The organism is Brucella sp. IR068 (assembly GCF_049065885.1).
Taxonomy (GTDB): domain Bacteria; phylum Pseudomonadota; class Alphaproteobacteria; order Rhizobiales; family Rhizobiaceae; genus Brucella; species Brucella intermedia.
On the sequence record NZ_JBAKHE010000004.1, the window covers coordinates 13,211 to 28,761 of the forward strand.

Genomic DNA, 15,551 nt, shown 5'->3' on the forward strand with positions numbered 1-15,551 from the left:
CCATTCTCCTCAGATCAGCGGACGCGGATTGGACAGGTATTGCGTGCGGATCGCATGCGCAGTCGAATAGGCAAGCCCGCCGAGCAGACCCGTCGGATTGTACTGCGTGTTCTGCACGAAATTGCCCGCGCCGGTCAGGAACACATTGTGCTTGTCCCATGCCTGCGAATAGCGGTTGACCACGCCCTCACGCGGATTGTCCGACATGATATGGCCACCCGTATTGTGCGTCGTCTGGTATGGGCGCACGTCATACTGCGCGCCTTCCTTCTTGAAGGACGACTGCATCAGGTCGGGGTTCATCGTCCTGGCCAGCGCTTCCATCTTGGTCTTCATGTACTGGGTCATCCGGATATCATTCGGATTCCAGTTGAAGGTCATGCGCATGAGCGGGCGACCGTGACGGTCCTTGTAGGTCGGGTCCAGATCGAGATGGTTGGTCCGGTAGGACATGTGCGAACCATGGCTGCCGATCGACATGGAATGGCCGTACCATTCGGCGATGGCCTTTTTCCACGCGCCGCCCCATGCCGGTGTACCGGATGGCAGCGCCATGCTGCGGATCGGCTGGCCGTTGGTCTGGCCGGCGCGCCAGTACGAACCGCCGATGAAGCCTTCCCGTCCGAAATCGATCTGGTTGACACCGAAATCGTCGATGCACATGCCATTCGCGCCGGTGCCGATGAAGGGGTTGAATTCCTCATCCTTGAAGAAGAGCGTCACGCCGCCATTCATCTGATAGGCATAGTTGCGCCCGGTGACGCCTTCGCCCGTTACCGGGTCATATGGCTGGCCGATACCCGACAGAAGCGCCAGATGCACGTTGTTGAGCGAGAAGGACGCGAGGATGACGATATCGGCGGGCTGGAAAACTTCTTCCTGCGTCGCCTCGTCGAAATAGGTCACGCCCGTGGCGGTCTTGCCGTCCGGCGCCATTTCAACGCGCAGAACTTCAGACTCCGTGCGATAGGAGAAGTTCGGCATGCGCTTCAGCGCATCGAGGATGGCCGTCTGCGGCGATGATTTGGAATACTGGTAGCAGCCGAAACGCTCGCAGAAACCGCAGTGATTGCACGGCCCCATCTGCATGCCATATTCGTTGACATAGGCGGTCGAGGCAATGCCGCCCGGCGACGGGAACGGGTGATACCCCATGCCCTGAGCCGCATCGGCGAACTTCCGTCCATCCCAGGTCGTGTGCATCGGCGGCATCGGGTAGTCATTGGAACGCCAGCCCTCGAACGGATTGCCGCCTTCGACGATCTTTCCCTTCAGATTGCCCGCCTTGCCGGAAATGCCCGCGATGCGCTCGAAACGGTCGAAGAAAGGCTCCAGCTCGTCATAGTGGATCGGGTAGTCGCCGAGAAGCATGTCTTCGGGAATGATCTGCTCGCCCCAGCGTTCCTTGACATAGGAGCGCAGGCGCAGCTCTTCGGGCTGCGGACGCCAGTTCAGGCCGTTCCAGTGCGTGCCTGCACCGCCGACACCGTTGCCGGGCAGAAACGAGCCGAAGCTGCGGTAGGGCAAGGCGACTTCGTCGGCGTTGCGGCGGATCGTGACGGTCTGCTGGCTGGCGCGCTGCATCATCTTCAGGCGCACGCCGTATTTCAGCTCGTCGATCATGTTGGGATATTTGAAATCCGGGACCGTGTTCTGGTCATGCCCGCGCTCGAGCGCGACGATTTCAAGCCCTTCCTGAGCCAGTTCCATGGACAGGATGGCTCCGGTCCAGCCGAGGCCGACCACAACCACGTCTTTTTTCTTTTCCTGACGTGCCATCGTTAAGCCCTTTCGCCCTTGATCGAGACCGGGCCCAGCGGGTAGCGAACATTGTAGCGTTCGACCCATTCCTTGTAGCTGCCGCGCGCACCGGGGAAGCCGATATAGCTCCACGCCTGCATGCCGTGATTGCCGCCATACATCGGATCGGCGAAATAGCCTTCCTTGGTGTTCTGCAAAAGAAGCGTGAAGAAGTCGCGCAGTTCAGGCTGAAGGCCGACCTCCCCCTTCTGCAGCGAGGTCAGCGCCGCATCCTGCTGTTCCGCAGTTAGGGCGGAGAAAGCCGCGCCGTACTTCTGCTCGCACCATGCGTTGAACGCGGGAATGCCCTGCCGGTAAATCTGCGCAGGGTTCAGCGGTGTCTGCCAGCCACGCGTCGGATCTGCGGACGGATCGTGGGGTCCGACCATGTACCAGTCATCCGCGCGACCGAAATCGCCGGCGAGCTGGAGATCGATGAATACGGGAACACGGGCTTCGATAGCGCCGGGGCCGTCGCCTTCGGACGGAATCAGTCTCGCCGTGGCTGCAAGAACGAAAGCCCATTCGACTTCATTGAAATATTGGCGTTCATATTGTTCGAGTGGAACCGGGGGAGTTTGCGGTTCCGCTTTTGCTGAGACAGCGAGCCCTGAAAGCATCACACTTGCTGCGGAGGCTTTCAGAAAACTGCGACGACTCGGATATCCGGGGAGGTCGGTCATTGTCGTTTCCTGCCGATCTGGTGGGTAAGACTTTTTGAGTGTTTCCGAGAAATTCCACGATACGCAGACGAGAAACATATACGCTGGATACACATACCTTCAGAATAGTTCAAATATCTTGTACCCTAGTTGTGCATAAACATCCCGAGGTCTCTATAAAACCGGGGCTTTAGCGCATTCGGAAAAGCCCCGCAGAACGACCGGAAATCCGCTTGCCTTGGCGGTTTTGCACCTCGTTTTCACAATCACGTGATTGCAGGCACGTGATTGCAGGATTTGCCCGCCGATATTGCCCGGCAACGCCCTTGAGCCCGCTTCCGCAGGGATAATTCGCCTCGCCCGACCGGAACCGGCCCCGGCTTTTCACGTTGAAAGCGGTGGCCGAAAGAGGTCATTATGGGCCGTCGTGGTTTGCGCACGACGGGAGTGAAACGAAGGGAGGTCAGAAAAATGAAGGCACGCACAGCGACTGTCGGTGATCTTGAAAGCGTTTTTCATGACCTTTCGAGGCGCATGGCGATCGAATATATCGCCGCCGGCAAGGATACCAAAGCCGCCTACGACAACCTGATGATGAACCTGCGGGAAGGTCGTGCACATGCCTTGCTGCAAGACGACAAGGTGGTGGCAATCATCGCGTGGCACGAAGCGGATGGCGCGACGGACACGCTTTTCGCCGCGAAGGAGGAATTCTTCAACCGCAACACCGTGCGCTTCTGCAAGCAGCATATCCGGCAGATTCAGGCGCTGGCGGGCGATCTGCCTGTCCACTCGCGAAGCTGGCTCGACCGTTCCGACATTGTGAAATGGTTCCGGATCATCGGCTATGAGGAAAAGGGCACCGAGAACGGCGCCCGGCTGTTTGAACTGCCCGCCCCCAACGACGCAATCGTCTCCGCATGATTTTCGCCACCGGAGCAATTCCGGTGGCGCCCACGGCAAAAGCAAAATCCGACTGCAAAGCGGCCGAACTTGAGAAGTCTGTTCCTTGATGAAGGAGACTTCGTAGCTCACCATCGCAGCATGGACACGAGCTATATCTATATCGCCATCGCCCTGCTTCCATTCCTGCTCTGGAGCACGATCATCGTCGTACTGTCGGAACTGGATATCGATGCCGGTCACACGGACCGCGAAAGCATGAGCGATGATCGCCCCACCGACGACCAGATGGCCGACGTCGTGACCATTCCCTACGGCCTGATCTTCCCGCTTTATTATCACACGCCGACCGCATCCCGCGAGATCGGCTGACGTCGTTCAGGCGCGCGGCACAACCCTTGTTCGCAAGTCGCTTCACGCCCGCCATACAGGGTTGCGGCAGTGCGGGCAAAGTGTTGCAGATAGATCGCAGCCGCAAGCCTGACCTCACCCTTACCCTTCGATTGCCCCCTAATAATTGTTGACTCTGTTACTCCATTTTATAGTTGAGTAGCACACTCTTATTTAATGTCACGAGACGGGGAACGCTCGCGACAGGCTTATGAACCGAGGGACCCGCATGCGCTTCAATTCCCGTCACGGTCGGCTGAACCTGGCTTTGACCTGCTCCACCCTTCTTGCTTCCACTGCGATTTCGCTGGCTCAGGACAGCGCGCAACCGCTTGTTCTGGACACGGTTACGATCCAGTCGCAGAGCAACGACACGCTCGTTCAGGACGGTTATGTCGCCAAGAGAGATCGTGAAGGCACTAAGATCGACACGGATATCGTCAGGATTCCGCAGTCCATTTCGGTCATCACCCAGCGCCAGATGGAAGACCAGAAGCCTGTTACGCTCAACGATGCATTGAGCTATACGGCGAGCGCCAATCCGAACAATTTCGGCTTCGACACACGGTATGACGCGTTCTATCTGCGTGGTTTCCCGGCCTATTACACCGGCATGTTCCGCGATGGCCTGCGCATCATCAACGGCCCGTCTGCCTGGCTGAAAACCGAGCCATACGGCATCGAGGGCATTACCGTGCTGAAGGGCCCGGCTTCCTCCCTCTATGGCGTGAGTGGCCCCGGCGGTATCGTCAACGTCGTCACCAAGCGCCCGAAGGAAGAAGAATTCCGTGAGGTCGAGTTGCTGTTCGGCAGCCACAATCGCTATCAGGCCGCTTTCGACCTGTCCGGTCCGGCCAATGAAGACAAAACAATCCTCTATCGCATTACCGGCCTTGGCCGCATTAGCGATACCGAACTGCCCGGCTATCCGGACGACAAATATTACATTGCCCCGTCATTCACCATAAAGCCGGATGAAGACACGCGCTTTACATTCCTCAGCGAGTTTTCCCGCTCGGTGACCGGCGGCACGGCGGCGTTCTACAATCCGTCCTATGGCGAGGTTTCCAACCTCTACGAAGGCGACCCGAACTATAATGATTTCGTGCAGAAACAGGGCCGCGTTGGCTACGAATTCGAGCATCGTTTCAACGATCTGCTGACCGTTCGCCAGAATGTCCGCTACAGCGATGTCGATGCCGACCTTGAATATAGCGGCCATTATCCGCAGGAAGGCACCGCCGATCTCGCCCGCTACTGGGGCCACTACAAGGAGCGCATGAAGAACTTCGTCGTCGACACGATGGCGCAGTTCGATTTTGAAACCGGAGCGCTGACCCACAAGGCAATCGCTGGCATCGACTATGCCTGGTCGGACTACAAGGCCTATAGCGGCCTGTCCTACGTGTCGATTGAAGACATTCGCGCAATGGACGTTCCGTTCAACGGCGCCCAGAAGATGAATCAGGTCGGCATCTACGCGCATGACCAGATCGAGTGGGATAACCTCACCGTGTTCGGCAGTGGCCGTTATGACTGGGTGAAGTCCACGACCACGGATGTCGACTATACCGATACCAGGCAGAACGACAGCGCGTTCTCGGGACGCGTCGGCGTGGCTTACAAGACCGAATGGGGGCTCATCCCCTACGTCAACTATTCGACCTCCTTCTCTCCCAATATCGGCTTCGTTTACGATGACGTCGCGAGCGATGACAGGCACGTCGCCAATCCGACCATCGGTCGCCAGAAGGAAATCGGCGTCAAATACGAAATTCCCGGTTATAACGCCGTCATCAGCGCTTCATTGTTCGACATCGACCAGAAGGACGGCATCGTGCTCGATGCGTCTTCGGGCATGAACAAGCAGCGCCAGCTCGATCTGAATTCGCGCGGTTTCGAGCTTGAAGCCAATGCCACGCTCGATAACGGCATCGGCATCATCGCTTCCTACACCCACTTGCGGGTCAAGATCGACAAGGGCGCGGAAGGCACCGTCGGCAACGAACTCTCCGGCACGCCGAACGATGTCCTGTCGCTCTGGGGCAACTACAAGATCGAGAACGGCGTGCTTGCCGGTCTCGGCCTCGGTTCCGGCATTCGTTACGTCAGCTCCAGCTATGGAGACGATCTGAACAGCTTCAAGAACGAATCCCGCATCATGGTCGATGCCGCCGTTTCCTATGATTTCGGTTATCAGGATCCGAAGCTTGAAGGCGTTCTGTTGCAGGTCAACGCCAAGAACATCTTCGACAATCGCGACCCGGTCTGCACGGCAGGCTATTGCTATCAGCAGGAAGGCCGCCAGATGTTCGGCAGCCTCCGCTACCGCTTCTGATGGCCCAAATGGAGCGGATGGACAAAGCACCCTCGCCGGTCGCCGTGTTTGCGACGATCGGCGGCCTCTACATCGCCCAGAGTGTCATTGGCGGCATGACGTGGACGGGTTTGCCAGCGATCATGCGCGACAATGGCGTATCGCTCGACCAGATCGGCCTCGTTTCGCTCATCATTCTGCCCTGGGCGCTCAAGTTTCTCTGGGCGCCCGCGGTAGAGCGTTTCCGGCTGCCTCCGGCGGGCAAAACCCGCACCGCCACCATTATTCTCGGCGGCGGCTTTCTGTCCGTTCTCTGCCTCCTTGTCATCGGCTTTGTCGATCCGGGACAGGTCTATCTGCTGCTTGCGATCCTGGCCGTCGTCGCCTTTGCCACGGCCACCGTGGACATCGCCTGTGACGGCTATGCCGTGCAAAGCCTGTCGCCCGAAAACTACGGTTGGGGCAATGCAGCGCAGGTCGGCGGCGCCTATCTCGGGTCGGCCATCGGCGCCGGTGCCTTTCTGATCCTCGTGGACAAAGCGGGCTGGCAGGTCGCCATCTGGACCATGGCCGCAGTCCTCGTGCTGCTGGGCCTTCCTTTCGCGGTCTTTTCGCGCGGCCGAGACAGGGTCGAGGATCGCCCTCACACCCCTTCCCTGCTGGCCGCATGGCGGCGACCGGAGATGAGACGCGGCCTTGCGGCGGCTGCGGTCTATGTGATCGCACAAAAGGCCGGACTGGCAATGCTCGGCCCGTTTCTCATCGATGCAGGGCTTGACCTCACCACAGTCGGCATTCTGAACGGAGCAGGCAGCATGTTCATCGGCCTTGCGGCGGCGCTGGCCGGTGGCTGGCTGGTTCGCGCTTTCGGCGTTCGCGGCATTCTGGTCGCGGCCCTGCTGCTGCAGGCTTTCTGCTTCCTGTTCTTTGCTCTCCATTCCTCGGACAAGAATGCAGGCGTCGTGCTCATTGCGGTTGCAGTGGCGAGTTCCTCCGGCGTTGTGGCACTTGGTTTCGTCGCGCTTTATGCGCAGTTCATGCACTGGTCGGACCCGAGACAGGCCGGGGTGGACTTCACCCTGTTCCAGTGCATGGATGCTCTCATCAGCATGGCGGGCGGCGTCGCATCGGGCTACGTGGCGCAATATTTCGGATATGGACCGTTCTTCGCAGGCGTCGGGGCCATCGCAATTCTCGCAGTGCCACTGATATGGAAACTCTGCCGCCCGCGCCTATCGCATTAGTTGCACGGGCGGCCGATTTCGCCCCGCACCTTAACCGATTTCTGACGATTAGCCGCTATCTGATGGGTGGCAGCCAATCGGGGGAAATCATGGCTTGGAAATTGATGTTTGCGAGTGCCGTCCTTGCTGTAGCTCGGACAATGCCAAGGGTCTTCGTTGCGCCCCAGGGGCCCGCCGTCGTCTCCGACAATGCAATGGAAATGGAGTTGAAGCCCGCGCCGATCAATCCCGACTGGGTGCTGGATGGCAATCCGCAGGCCCGTTCCAGCGAGCAATCGGCAAGCGCGGACGGCGCCGCCTATACCGCTATATGGGATTGCACCGCAGGCACCTTCCGCTGGTATTTCGGCTGGGACGAAACCGTCTATATCCTTGAAGGCGAAGTCCACGTCACCGATGCGGACGGCGGCACCCGCATCTTGCGGGCGGGCGACGTCGCCTATTTCCGCGGTGGCACATGGGCTACCTGGAAAATCGAAAACTATTTGCGCAAGGTCGCCTTCATGCGTCGCACCTTGCCCGCACCCGCTTCATTCATTTATCGCGCAAGCGACGCCGCAAGACGCCGTCTGGGTCGGCGCAAAGGCGGCGCTCTCAACTGATTACCGTTTTGTGATCGGCACGGGCGATGGAGCCGCGCCCGTCAGATTGACGGGCGGTCTCGGTTTTCAGTATAAATCCCCCATGGCCTTTGCCATACGTGATGGGAATGGGGTTCTCCCGAAACTGCCAGCAATTGGCTGATGACTCCTGCTTGAATTGAAACAGGAGAAGAGCGCGTCGCAGTGCCTCGTGAAGCAGGATACTTATCAAGCTTCCGGAAGCAGACGGCGAAGCCTCTATCCATTATTGAATGGACACAGAACAATGCAAGCTACCCTCGTTGTAGCGCTCGGCGGAGCGATCGGAAGCGTCGCGCGATACTGGCTGGCCCTCTTGATGCTCCCCGTAAGTCGTGAGCTTCCCTGGGGCACTATCGTCGTCAATATTATCGGTTCGTTTGCAATCTCGTTCTTCGGCGCATTGACGCTGGAACAAGGCCGCTTTCCCATCCCGGAAATCTGGCGCATCGCCTTCATGGTCGGCGTGTGCGGTGGCTTCACCACTTTCTCGTCATTCAGCTTGCAGACAATGGACCTCCTCCGGGCTGGCCAACCGGGCAAGGCATTGTTCAATATCGGTTTTTCGGTCGTGCTATGCCTCATCGCCGTATGGCTCGGACTGCTGGCCGCCGAACGCTTCAATGGCGGCATCGAACAGGTCGCACAGAATGTGATCGAAGAAGAAGCTTCTTGAGCACCGCTCCGGGCGCGAAACCTGTCGCGCCCTTCTCATTTTCGCACCCCTGAGCGAAAGTAATCTCGAGTATTAGCGCAATAAAAAAGCGTACCTCTCCAATCGAGAATCATCTTCTGGCGTGTCAAGTAATTTTATGCTAGTCTATACACTATTATATTTTAGGATTAATGAATATGGAAATTGATACATTCTCTATTCTCCAATCCCTTGCATTATTCGGGGTCGTCATAGTGATAATGTTCATGATTTTTATTGGCATGAACACCAATGGGACTTTGTAGTATATTTGAGTCCGCTTTTGCAAGGATTGCAGCTTGGTGGCACCGTGGCCTTCCACAGTTGCACAAGCTCGGCCGTCCTTGGGACCGAGAAGGAGGGAGGCTTTCAATACGGGCGTCGTAGCCCGCAACGCGCGCACCCTTGCAACCGAATACCGCTGATACTTATTGAATTCGATGAAAATGGCGGAGGGGGTGGGATTCGAACCCACGGTACAGTCTCCTGCACGCCGGTTTTCAAGACCGGTGCCTTAAACCGCTCGGCCACCCCTCCAGGCAATTGATTTCTCGTGCTTTTCCCGATTCCGGTAAAGCAGCAAACCGCAGCAAGCTACCGATTTGCGACCAATCGCTCAGCGAGTGACTTCTTAGCAGCTTTTCTTTTCACGTCAACGTGCACTGTTTCATTTGCCAGCATTCCGAATAGCGAAGATCAAAACGGCGGCAGGTTGAGAGGACAACAGTTCGATCCGGCGCTCGAAATGCAACTTTCGATGTCGATGCCATGGCCAGCGCCCGGATGCGCACTAGGTTCTTGCGAGCAAGCCTCTATCACAGATCGCCATTTCGGCAGAATTCAACACGGAGAAATCCCATGCAGCACGAAATCCGCGAAAATATGGAAGTAATCGGAGCCGATGGCGTTCATGTCGGCACGGTCGACCACATTGAAGATAACCGCATCAAGCTCAAGAAGACCGATAATTCCGGCCAGCACGCCGACCATCACCATTATATCGAACTTGGCTTCGTTGCCGACGTTGAAGGCGACAAGGTAAGACTTTCCGCCAATGCGAATGTGGCGGTCACCCTGGAAGAAGAAGCCTCCGGTCGCCCGGTCGATCTTTGAAGCAGCCCGAACGCCAGTTCATAACACGGCGCGGCGGGCTGCCGTGTTATGAGGCGCGCTGCCGTCTCCAACACCTTCATCATTTGTTGCAGATCCGGACGCCGGTCTGATAGAGTTTTTATGCAAAAATGCCGCAATGAAGCGACCGGACTTGTCCTTTGTCATAATGCGGCTTAAACTTGAGTGTAATAATCAAAATAAGAAAAGGGAAGCTATGAGTCTGGATTCCGTAAAGGCCTTTTTTGCGGCCAAAGCGCCTGAAATCGAAGTGATCGAACTGCCCACCAGCACCGCCACCGTTGTTCTCGCCGCCGAAGCGCATGGCGTGGAACCGGGGCAGATCGCCAAGACGCTTTCCTTTTCGGCCAAGGAGCAGACCATTCTCATCGTTACCCGTGGCGATGCCCGCATAGACAATCGCAAGTTCAAGGATCAGTTTGGAACGAAGCCGCGTATGCTGGATGCCGAGACTGTCCTTGCTGAAACCAGCCATCCCGTCGGAGGCGTTTGCCCGTTCGGCCTGCCGAGCGCCCTGCCCGTCTATTGCGATGTTTCGCTGAAGACCTATGAGGAAGTCGTGCCTGCAGCCGGGGCTACCAACAGCGCCGTGCGCATCGCTCCGCACAGGATGGCCGAACTCGTCAGCGCCGAGTGGATAGATGTTTGCCAGTGACGCCAAAATGGACGTTTGCGGCCGGTCTGGGAGGAACTCGCAGCGAATTGATGCCGGCAACAACTTTTCCCCTTTAAAGGTGAGAAAAGACTTCATATATTTTAAGAATGATTCTAAAGTGGGTTAAGAAACAGATACTCGCTTTAGCGCATGTTCCGATCGCGCCTTGAACCTTTCGGAAAAGCAGATGCGACAGGACCAGAATTTAAAAGCAGTTCCGAAACAGGGATGAACGTTTTCGGTTGGAGCTGCAAACTCAAGGATTGGAGCATCGCTGCCTCTGTGGAGGCGAGATTGCTTCAAGACGTGTTGAAAGGAACAGTGATGCGTCTTACCCGCCAGACGAATTATGCCGTTCGTATGCTCATGTACTGCGCTGCCAATGACGGCAAGCTCAGCCGCATTCCGGAAATTGCACGCGCATACGGCGTTTCTGAACTGTTTTTGTTCAAGATTCTTCAGCCGCTCGTCGAGCATGGGCTGGTAGAAACGGTGCGCGGTCGCAATGGCGGCGTGCGGCTCGGACGCGCGGCACAGGACATTTCACTGTTCGACGTCGTGCGGGTGACGGAAGAAAACTTCGCCATGGCCGAGTGCTTCGAAAACGACGCCACCGAATGCCCGCTGGTTGATAGCTGCGCACTGAATTCGGCGCTGCGCGAAGCGCTCAATGCCTTCTTTGCCGTGCTGATGAAGTACAGCATTGCCGACCTCGTCAAGGCGCGCCCGAATGTGCGGCACCTGCTTGGTCTCGATGAGATGGAACCGGAGCGCGTCGCGAGCTGACGGCTCGGCGCCAGGGTGCGAACGAACAGGTCCGGCTTGCTGCCGGACCTTTTTTCATTCTGCGGCGGCGCGATAGGCGGATTGCGGCAGTATGAAAGGCACGCCCTTTTCGGGCGGAACGCCGACCCGTAACGAGCATTCGTAGACACGTTCGAGCCGCTCGTCAGTCAACGCTTCGCGCGGCGTCCCCATCACGTCGAGCTTGCCCTTGCTCATCACCGCTATACGGTCGGCGAACATGGCGGTCAGGTTGAGGTCGTGCAGGATCGCGATCACGCCGCCGCCTGCCGCCGCGAAATCCTTCGCAATCTCCATCACGACGATCTGATGCCGTATATCGAGGCTTGAAATCGGCTCATCCAGAAACAGATAACGCGCCTTGCCGCCCACGACGGGCTTCCAGACCTGACACAGAACACGGGCAAGCTGCACACGCTGCTGCTCTCCGCCGGAAAGCTCCTGATAGAGCCGCCCGCTGAAACCGGCAAGATCAACCCTTTGCAAGGCGAGATCGGGCAGCCGCTTTTCTTCATCGCGAGAAACACCGCTGTAGCCGCCCGTAAGCCCGATCTTCACGATTTCCCGTACCGTGAAGGGAAATGACAGGGCGCTCGCCTGCGGCAGCACCGCGCGGCGCGCCGCCATCTGCCAGGGCTTGATTTCCGCGAAGGACTTGCCGTCCAGACAGGCTGTTCCCGTATAGGCGATATCACCGGAAAGCGCACGCAGCAGCGTTGTCTTGCCGGAGCCGTTCGGCCCGACGATTGCCGTCACCTCGCCCGGTTTGGCGGAAAAGGCAACGTCGCTGATGATGGTCTTGCCCGACAGGCTTACGCCCAATGAAGTTGTTTCAATCATGACAGCCTCACAGATCGAGCAGGCCGCGCTGGCGCAGCAATATCCAGAGGAAGAACGGCGCGCCGAAAAGCGCGGTGATGATGCCGATCGGCAATTCCGCCGGAGCCACAATCGTGCGGCTTACCGCATCTGCGAGCAGCAGAAGCGTCGCGCCCAGCAGGGCTGAGGCCGGCAGGAGATAGCGATGATCCGGACCGATGCCAAGGCGCAGCATATGCGGCACGACGATACCGATAAAGCCGATCCCGCCTGCGACGGCGACCGTCGCGCCGGTGGCGGCAGCGACCGTGACGATGGCGATGTTCTTGACGCGCTGCACCTGAATACCAAGATGGCCAGCGGCAGCTTCTCCGAGAGCCAGCGCATTGAGACCGCGTGCCAGCAAGGGCGATACGGCGAGGACGACGGCAATGATCGGACCTGCGGCGCCGATCTTCGCCCAGGTGGAACCGGCAAGGGAGCCAAGGCCCCAGAATGTCAGGTCGCGGAGCTGGCGGTCATCGGCCAGATAGATAAGCCCGCCGGTGGCAGCGCCCGCCAGAGCCGCCAGTGCGATACCTGCAAGCAGCATGGTCGCCACAGAGGTCCGCCCCCGCCTCGTCGCAACACGATAGAGCAGAAACGTGCTGCACAGCCCGCCAAGGAATGCCGCCAGCGGCAGAGCATAGACACCAAGAGCAGCTATGACCGGCGCAAGAACGGTGCCGCCCAGAACGATCATGGAAACCGCTCCAAGGCTCGCGCCAGCGGAAACGCCGACGAGGCCCGGGTCGGCAAGCGGATTGCGGAAAAGCCCCTGCATGACAGCCCCGGAAACCGCGAGCCCCGCCCCTATCAGCATGCCCATGACGATACGCGGCAGGCGGATTTCCATGATGATCAGATGATCGCGGCGAAATGCATCCGCGCCCTCGGTTCCAGCGGAGGTCAGAGTGCGCAGAACCGAAAGCACGGACGCATCCGAAGCGCCAGCCGTGAGGCTGAACAGAGCAGCGAAGCACAAGGCCGCCGCGAGCAATATGATGGTGAGCCGTGCGCGTACCGCGCGGTCTCCCGTGTCATTTTCTGAATGACGCGCTGTAATGCGCTGCATGCGCGCCACGCGACCCTGGATCGTCATTTCCAATAATCCTTGCAATCGGGCCTGCGCTGGAACCGCGCAAGCCCGACCATGTTACTGCCCCGCAGGAGCGCCATAGAGTTTTGCCGACAGGTCACGAATGGCAGCGCCGGTTCGCGGCCCGAAACCTAACAGATAGGACGCCTCCATAGAAACGATGTTTCCGTTCCGCCCCGCCGGTGTTGCCGCGATAACCGGGTTTTTCATGAGCGATTCCGGCGTCATCCCATCCGCGCCCGTATCCATGATCAGGATCATGTCAGGCGCCGCCTTCTCAACGGCCTCGTCGGTCAACTGCTTGTATCCGTGATATTCGCTGATGACGTTTTCACCACCGGCAAGCTTGATCATGCCATCAGCCGCCGTGCCGGTGCCTGATGCCATCAGGCGTCCGCCGGGAGCCGACAATACGAAAAGCACACGCCTGCGTGGGTTATGGCCTGCCGCAGCCTTTTCGGCCGCCTCAATGTCGCTGGATATTTCTGCAGCAAGCGTCCGGGCCCTGTCTTCCAGACCGAGTGCCTTGCCCACGATCTCGATTTTCCTGACGACGCTTTCGCCTGTAAAGGTCTCCGGCACGACGATCATCGGCACGGACGCTTTTTTCAGGACATCGAGTGTATCCTGCGGGCCACTGCCTTCGAGGAGCAGAATGCCGGTCGGGTTGACCGAAAGCACGCCTTCGGGGGCAAGCTGGCGCATATATCCCACATCTGCCAGCTTCTTGACGGCTTCGGGATAAACGCTTGTCTGGTCACGACCGGCAAGCATATTTTCCGCCCCGAGAGCGTAGACTATTTCCGTCAGCGATCCGCCAACGGAAACAATGCGCGACGTATCGGTGAAACGATCGACAGTGTCGGCGCTCGCAGCGCCGGTCGCCAGCGACAGTGCGATGGCGACAAGGGCGGCTCCGTGCCTGAGGCGCAAGGAAATGAACGACATCGCCGTCACCCTATGCAGCGGAGGATTGCGGCAGACGTGGAAGATTTTCCACGATCATGCGCCAATCGGCCAGTTCCGCTTCGCCCTCATGACGCTCACCGAAGAACTGAACAATCAGTTCGCCCCTGGCATCATAAGCTTCGAGCGAGGTCACATGCCCGTCCTTGGTCGGCTTGCGCACAACCCAGACGTCAGAGATGTGATCGAGGCGCAAATGCATATGGAAAGTCGGGTCCAGCACGTTCAGCCAAGGGCCCATCATCTTGATCTCGTGGATCGGCCCCGTGTGAATCTGGATGCAGCCGCGGCTACCGACAAAGCACATGATCGGAAGCTTTTCCTGCACCGCATGGTTCATCATGGCCTCGACTGACGACGTGTCGACCCGCCAGGCGAAATCATGACCGGCAAGATGCACGGCCTGATGCCGGTCCACGCCGAAATCCTTCAGCAGGCCGACAAACTGGTGCACATCGGTGAGAGCGCCCCAACGCTCACGGAAAGCGTCGATATCGAGAAGCGACACATCCGCCTTCGGTCCCTTGGGAGCGAGGATGCTTGTTTCGATGACCGGAGACTGATCATCCAGCAGCATATCCCTAACGAGCGCCTCATAGGCATCAACGTCGGAAGCCGGGCGCAGATGTATCTTGAAGACCGCCTCGCCCGTGGCGTCGAAGAACTGCAGGCTGCGGCGCGTTGCTTCACCGTCCCGCTTGGCGACCGCAAAACCGTGAACCCAGTGCTTTGGAAAAATGCGAAGATCGATTTCCTTGCCGAGCGCCAGCGAAGCGTGCGCTCCCCAGACAGTCTTTTCAAAAGGTCCGATCTTTTCATGAACCACGCTTTCATTGCGCGTCAATGCCATGATCTCGCCGACAGACGCGATGCGGTTCAACAGCGTTTCAACATCGGCACGAATGCGTCGCGCCGAAATCGACGCCATCTCGGGCTGTCCGCAATGCGCTGCAACAAAATCGGCTTCTGATATAGCGAGACTCTGCGCAAAATCGCGTTCGCGCATTTTCGGATTATCAGCCCGTGCCTTGAGAATCTCCTCTGGGGAGGGCTTGGTATGGGTCGTCATCTGATGTTGCCTACTTGTTTAGGATGAGCTTGCCTTGGCGGGTGATCTTGAGGCGATAGAGCGAGCCGCCGTGCTCTATGCCCACTTCCCGGGAGCCGTCGAAAAGTTCGCGGCTGCCATAGGTTTTCAGTTGCGGCTCAAGCGCACTCTCGCCGAAGCGAGGTCTTATCTGAGCCGGAACAGATCCGGTCGAATCGCTGTGAAGCTGGCTTTCGGAAATGCGATCTGCGGCCCGCTCGGAAACGGGTCCGCGCGGCAACCGCACCTGCATGTCGATATGGATACGCCTGTTCATTTTCTCGCCTCAGCATCGACTTTCCACACGGTGATGACAGCAAA

16 protein-coding genes, 1 tRNA gene and 1 riboswitch are annotated in these 15,551 nt (G+C 58.3%); of the genes, 9 read left to right on the forward strand and 8 right to left on the reverse strand.

Going from position 1 to position 15,551, the window contains the following annotated elements; genetic code table 11:
* Positions 1 to 9 precede the first annotated feature (9 nt).
* Both ACOWVS_RS07895 and ACOWVS_RS07900 read right to left on the reverse strand, forming a co-directional pair.
* Positions 10 to 1,779 (reverse strand): GMC family oxidoreductase, encoded by a 1,770-nt coding sequence (locus ACOWVS_RS07895; RefSeq protein ID WP_075041907.1) that lies wholly within the window; start codon positions 1,777 to 1,779, stop codon positions 10 to 12.
* 2 nt (positions 1,780 to 1,781) lie between these two features.
* Complete coding sequence (locus ACOWVS_RS07900) at positions 1,782 to 2,483, reverse strand: gluconate 2-dehydrogenase subunit 3 family protein (protein WP_006471350.1); 702 nt, start codon at positions 2,481 to 2,483, stop codon at positions 1,782 to 1,784.
* 450 nt (positions 2,484 to 2,933) lie between these two features.
* On the opposite strand from ACOWVS_RS07900, the gene ACOWVS_RS07905 reads away from it, so the two are divergent.
* The 6 genes from ACOWVS_RS07905 (at position 2,934) to crcB (ending at position 8,612) form a co-directional block, all read left to right on the forward strand.
* A complete protein-coding gene (locus tag ACOWVS_RS07905) occupies positions 2,934 to 3,386 on the forward strand; it encodes a hypothetical protein (RefSeq protein ID WP_006471351.1) in 453 nt (150 codons plus the stop codon).
* A gap of 69 nt (positions 3,387 to 3,455) precedes the next feature.
* Positions 3,456 to 3,737 carry a hypothetical protein gene (locus tag ACOWVS_RS07910; RefSeq protein ID WP_230349899.1) on the forward strand — a complete coding sequence of 94 codons (282 nt, stop codon included), beginning with the start codon at positions 3,456 to 3,458 and terminating at the stop codon, positions 3,735 to 3,737.
* Between the two features lie 247 nt (positions 3,738 to 3,984).
* Positions 3,985 to 6,093 (forward strand): TonB-dependent siderophore receptor, encoded by a 2,109-nt coding sequence (locus tag ACOWVS_RS07915; RefSeq protein WP_081375268.1) that lies wholly within the window; start codon positions 3,985 to 3,987, stop codon positions 6,091 to 6,093.
* 17 nt (positions 6,094 to 6,110) lie between these two features.
* The gene (locus ACOWVS_RS07920) at positions 6,111 to 7,316 is read left to right on the forward strand and encodes an MFS transporter (RefSeq protein WP_006471354.1); all 1,206 of its coding nucleotides are present in this window, start codon (positions 6,111 to 6,113) and stop codon (positions 7,314 to 7,316) included.
* Between the two features lie 89 nt (positions 7,317 to 7,405).
* A complete protein-coding gene (locus ACOWVS_RS07925; RefSeq protein WP_031346368.1) occupies positions 7,406 to 7,918 on the forward strand; it encodes a cupin domain-containing protein in 513 nt (170 codons plus the stop codon).
* A 94-nt stretch (positions 7,919 to 8,012) separates the two neighbouring features.
* Positions 8,013 to 8,076: riboswitch (Fluoride riboswitch) on the forward strand.
* Between the two features lie 107 nt (positions 8,077 to 8,183).
* Positions 8,184 to 8,612 carry a fluoride efflux transporter CrcB gene (gene crcB / locus ACOWVS_RS07930; protein ID WP_006471356.1) on the forward strand — a complete coding sequence of 143 codons (429 nt, stop codon included), beginning with the start codon at positions 8,184 to 8,186 and terminating at the stop codon, positions 8,610 to 8,612.
* Positions 8,613 to 9,077: 465 nt separating this feature from the next.
* Here crcB and ACOWVS_RS07935 read toward each other — a convergent pair.
* Positions 9,078 to 9,167 (reverse strand) — tRNA-Ser (locus tag ACOWVS_RS07935).
* A 321-nt stretch (positions 9,168 to 9,488) separates the two neighbouring features.
* Between ACOWVS_RS07935 and ACOWVS_RS07940 the strand changes: the two genes are divergently transcribed.
* The 3 genes from ACOWVS_RS07940 to rirA all read left to right on the forward strand — a co-directional run bounded on the left by ACOWVS_RS07940 (position 9,489) and on the right by rirA (position 11,202).
* Positions 9,489 to 9,743, forward strand: a complete 255-nt coding sequence (locus tag ACOWVS_RS07940) for a DUF2171 domain-containing protein (protein ID WP_006471358.1) — start codon at positions 9,489 to 9,491, stop codon at positions 9,741 to 9,743.
* Between the two features lie 214 nt (positions 9,744 to 9,957).
* Entirely contained in the window at positions 9,958 to 10,416 is a 459-nt protein-coding gene (locus tag ACOWVS_RS07945; RefSeq protein ID WP_063621045.1) for a YbaK/EbsC family protein, read from the forward strand.
* 324 nt (positions 10,417 to 10,740) lie between these two features.
* Positions 10,741 to 11,202 (forward strand): iron-responsive transcriptional regulator RirA, encoded by a 462-nt coding sequence (gene rirA, locus ACOWVS_RS07950; RefSeq protein WP_006471360.1) that lies wholly within the window; start codon positions 10,741 to 10,743, stop codon positions 11,200 to 11,202.
* Positions 11,203 to 11,256: 54 nt separating this feature from the next.
* On the opposite strand, the gene ACOWVS_RS07955 is transcribed toward rirA, so the two are convergent.
* Genes ACOWVS_RS07955 through hemP form a run of 5 tightly spaced genes read right to left on the reverse strand, consistent with a single transcriptional unit; the run spans position 11,257 to position 15,381 of the window.
* The gene (locus ACOWVS_RS07955; protein ID WP_006468888.1) at positions 11,257 to 12,060 is read right to left on the reverse strand and encodes a heme ABC transporter ATP-binding protein; all 804 of its coding nucleotides are present in this window, start codon (positions 12,058 to 12,060) and stop codon (positions 11,257 to 11,259) included.
* Positions 12,061 to 12,067: 7 nt separating this feature from the next.
* Positions 12,068 to 13,180 (reverse strand): FecCD family ABC transporter permease, encoded by a 1,113-nt coding sequence (locus ACOWVS_RS07960; protein ID WP_006471361.1) that lies wholly within the window; start codon positions 13,178 to 13,180, stop codon positions 12,068 to 12,070.
* A gap of 54 nt (positions 13,181 to 13,234) precedes the next feature.
* Complete coding sequence (locus tag ACOWVS_RS07965) at positions 13,235 to 14,125, reverse strand: heme/hemin ABC transporter substrate-binding protein (RefSeq protein ID WP_006471362.1); 891 nt, start codon at positions 14,123 to 14,125, stop codon at positions 13,235 to 13,237.
* Between the two features lie 10 nt (positions 14,126 to 14,135).
* Positions 14,136 to 15,212: a hemin-degrading factor gene (locus ACOWVS_RS07970; RefSeq protein ID WP_006468891.1), complete on the reverse strand. Its 1,077-nt coding sequence runs from the start codon at positions 15,210 to 15,212 to the stop codon at positions 14,136 to 14,138.
* Between the two features lie 10 nt (positions 15,213 to 15,222).
* The gene (gene hemP / locus ACOWVS_RS07975; RefSeq protein WP_374846691.1) at positions 15,223 to 15,381 is read right to left on the reverse strand and encodes a hemin uptake protein HemP; all 159 of its coding nucleotides are present in this window, start codon (positions 15,379 to 15,381) and stop codon (positions 15,223 to 15,225) included.
* Positions 15,382 to 15,551 lie beyond the last annotated feature (170 nt).

Bases quoted from the DNA above. Each gene is read 5' to 3' on its own strand.
- ACOWVS_RS07895 (WP_075041907.1), bottom strand. From the start codon at position 1,779: ATGGCACGTCAGGAAAAGAAAAAAGACGTGGTTGTGGTCGGCCTCGGC.
- ACOWVS_RS07900 (WP_006471350.1), bottom strand. From the start codon at position 2,483: ATGACCGACCTCCCCGGATATCCGAGTCGTCGCAGTTTTCTGAAAGCC.
- ACOWVS_RS07905 (WP_006471351.1), top strand. From the start codon at position 2,934: ATGAAGGCACGCACAGCGACTGTCGGTGATCTTGAAAGCGTTTTTCAT.
- ACOWVS_RS07915 (WP_081375268.1), top strand. From the start codon at position 3,985: ATGCGCTTCAATTCCCGTCACGGTCGGCTGAACCTGGCTTTGACCTGC.
- ACOWVS_RS07920 (WP_006471354.1), top strand. From the start codon at position 6,111: ATGGACAAAGCACCCTCGCCGGTCGCCGTGTTTGCGACGATCGGCGGC.
- ACOWVS_RS07925 (WP_031346368.1), top strand. From the start codon at position 7,406: ATGGCTTGGAAATTGATGTTTGCGAGTGCCGTCCTTGCTGTAGCTCGG.
- crcB (WP_006471356.1), top strand. From the start codon at position 8,184: ATGCAAGCTACCCTCGTTGTAGCGCTCGGCGGAGCGATCGGAAGCGTC.
- ACOWVS_RS07940 (WP_006471358.1), top strand. From the start codon at position 9,489: ATGCAGCACGAAATCCGCGAAAATATGGAAGTAATCGGAGCCGATGGC.
- ACOWVS_RS07945 (WP_063621045.1), top strand. From the start codon at position 9,958: ATGAGTCTGGATTCCGTAAAGGCCTTTTTTGCGGCCAAAGCGCCTGAA.
- rirA (WP_006471360.1), top strand. From the start codon at position 10,741: ATGCGTCTTACCCGCCAGACGAATTATGCCGTTCGTATGCTCATGTAC.
- ACOWVS_RS07955 (WP_006468888.1), bottom strand. From the start codon at position 12,060: ATGATTGAAACAACTTCATTGGGCGTAAGCCTGTCGGGCAAGACCATC.
- ACOWVS_RS07960 (WP_006471361.1), bottom strand. From the start codon at position 13,180: ATGACGATCCAGGGTCGCGTGGCGCGCATGCAGCGCATTACAGCGCGT.
- ACOWVS_RS07965 (WP_006471362.1), bottom strand. From the start codon at position 14,125: ATGTCGTTCATTTCCTTGCGCCTCAGGCACGGAGCCGCCCTTGTCGCC.
- ACOWVS_RS07970 (WP_006468891.1), bottom strand. From the start codon at position 15,212: ATGACGACCCATACCAAGCCCTCCCCAGAGGAGATTCTCAAGGCACGG.